The following is a 2,898-nucleotide window of genomic DNA, read 5'->3' as shown; positions in this document are numbered from 1 at the left end:
ACTTATTATAAGCATCATAGAGCATCCCCTTTTCGGCTACCTTCTTCAGCCATTATGGGCCAGGAGGGAGAAGACGGATTCATTGACCATCGTGGAAATAGCCGGTGAAAAAGCCGGTAGTTTTACATTCCTGCCGCAGGCTCACAGGGAGATTGTTGCCCTGGCAGGCCGTTGTACAGCTAAATCCCTTATGAAAAGCTATTCTAAGGAAACAACAGTATCCGGCTTTGAAAAAAATGTCACTGAAAAAACAATAGAGACCTATATCCGCCCGGCTATAGAAAGATACCAGCAACGTATTATTGAGCGCTTACCCCAGTCCGGACTGGAGGTTTATTTCAGGGAAGGGGTAAAAGTACGGGCCTTGTTTGATTCCGCCAAAGCGGAAGTATACCCCGACCCGGCCAGGGCTGTGTTTAATTTCATAAAAAATGGCGGGCAGGAGTTGCGGTATTTCATCACCCTTGCCGCCGGAAATGAAATAATTGATTTGAACGGCAAGCCTTTCGGCGTCATATGCAGTGATCCCGCCTGTGTTTTCGTGGACAGGAAACTGCTTGTGTTTAAGGATATCGATGCAAAAAAATTACTGCCGTTCTTTTCGAAGGAATATGTAACGGTTCCGCCAGCCTCGGAAAAAGCCTACATAGAGAAATTTATAGCGAATTGCCTTAAGAACAACGTTGAGGTAAATGCCCGGGGGATCGATATACAGGAAATATACCCACCGTGCACAGCGCGCCTGACATTGACAAACGGTTTGGATATGCAGCCTGTCCTGTCCCTCGATTTTTTATATGAGGGAAAAGCCTGTCCCATCGATACGCCCGATAAGAAGGTTGTATATGCAAGGCAGGCTGACGGCACCACGGCATTAGTCTGGTTTTACAGGGATAAGGAACGGGAAAGTTCACTGATTAAGCTACTCACGGATAACGGGCTGGAAAGGAAGTGGCTTAACGGCTTCCGGGTAAAGCAAACCGAACCGGAAGATGATACAAATGGCTTGATTGACTGGATTCAGGCACACCGGGAAATATTGGGCCTTTTCGACCTGGTACAGGATATCCCGGATAAGAGATATTTTTTAGGTGAAATATCCCTGGAAAACAAACCGGATGAAAGCCCGGACTGGTTTGATGTAAAAAGTGAAGCCGTATTCGGTACGTTCAGGATTCCTTTTATCCGTTTCCGGAACCACATACTGAATGATATCAGGGAATATGTTTTGCCGGACGGGAGCATTGCCGTATTGCCCGGGGAATGGTTCAGCCGCTATTATGAACTGATGTTTTTCGGCAGGGAGGACGGAGCGAATATCCGCCTGCAAAGGCATCATTTCCGGTTGGCAGGCATCCTTGACGCTGGTACGCATAAGCCTGTCCCGGAGATACACTCCGATGGTTTATATCCTGTTCCCGAAGGGCTGAATGCCACATTGAGGCCTTACCAGCATAAGGGATTCTCATGGCTCCTGAGCCTGTCTGAAAATAATTTCGGGGGTTGCCTTGCAGATGATATGGGTTTGGGGAAGACTTTACAGGCAATCACCCTGCTGCAATATTTTTACCAGCACAGGAAAAAAGAAAAACCAAACCGGCAGTCAAAAGTTTCAGGCCAGTTGTCCTTATTCACAGAAGACGATATATCCCAAAGCAGCAGCTCCCGGGAGTATCCCCCTTCGCTGGTAGTCGTCCCTGCATCCCTGCTGTATAACTGGCAGCATGAACTGGAACGGTTTGCGCCCGCCCGGAAAGTATATATCTATTCGGGAGGCAGGCGGATGAGAACAAAAGACACGGATATGTTTTTCAGTATGTTCGATGTGGTACTGACCACATACGGGACGCTCCGCATCGATATAGAAATGCTGGAATGCTGTTCTTTCCATTATTTCATTCTGGATGAAAGCCAGTATGTGAAAAATCCGGACTCGGTGACCTATAAGGCCGTGATGCGGATTAAGGCCATGCATAAATTAGCGCTTACCGGTACGCCTGTAGAGAATTCGCTTACAGACCTGTGGGCACAGTTTAACATTGTAAATACAGGTATGCTGGGTAACCTGCAAGACTTCCGGAAGGCTTATGCCAATCCGCTCAGGCGGAACAACAAAGAAAAAGAAGCGGCTTTACTGAAAATCATACAACCGTTTATCCTGAGGCGGACAAAGGCAGAAGTTGCTCCGGAGCTGCCGCCCCTGACCGAGAAAACCGTTTATTGCAACATGAGCGAGTCCCAGGCTGAATCATATAACCTGGAGAAAAATAAATTGCGTAACAGCCTGATTGCCGGAGAGCAATCCGCCGATACCCAGAAACTGTCATTTATGGCTTTGCAGGGTTTAACCAGATTGCGGTTGCTGGCAAATCATCCGAAACTGCTGGACTTGTCCTACTGCGGGGATTCAGGTAAGTTTGAACAGGTGGCGATGTACCTGGAAACATTGCGCAACAGCAAGCATAAGGTTCTGGTCTTTTCTTCCTTTGTAAAGCATCTACGCTTATTTTCCGGCTACTTCGACCAAAATAACTGGAAATATGCGTGGCTGACGGGGGATATGAAAATCCGGGACAGGGAGAAGCAGGTTGACCTGTACATGCATGACCCGGAAGTGAATTGCTTTTTCATTTCCATCAAAGCGGGAGGCGTAGGGCTTAACCTGACCGCAGCCGATTATGTCCTCATCCTGGACCCCTGGTGGAACCCCGCCGTGGAAAACCAGGCGGTAAGCCGTTCCCACCGGATAGGTCAGCAGAAGCATGTGATTGCGTACCGTTTCATTTCGTCAGGCACGGTAGAAGAAAAGATCCGGCGTTTACAGGATGGCAAATCAAAGCTGGCCGAAGTATTCGCGTCCGGATCAAACCCTTTACAGGGCATGGATAAAGATGATGT

General features: G+C 48.1%; 1 protein-coding gene. It reads left to right on the top strand.

From position 1 onward, the window contains the following. A partial coding sequence (locus ACFO6W_RS25930) for a DEAD/DEAH box helicase (protein WP_380002018.1) occupies nt 1-2,898 on the top strand: 2,898 nt, incomplete at both ends.

It is taken from the genome of Dysgonomonas termitidis (assembly GCF_042654545.1).
Lineage (GTDB): Bacteria > Bacteroidota > Bacteroidia > Bacteroidales > Dysgonomonadaceae > Dysgonomonas > Dysgonomonas termitidis.
The sequence above is the reverse complement of the archived record's forward strand: the minus strand, read 5'-3'. Positions and strand labels throughout refer to the sequence as shown.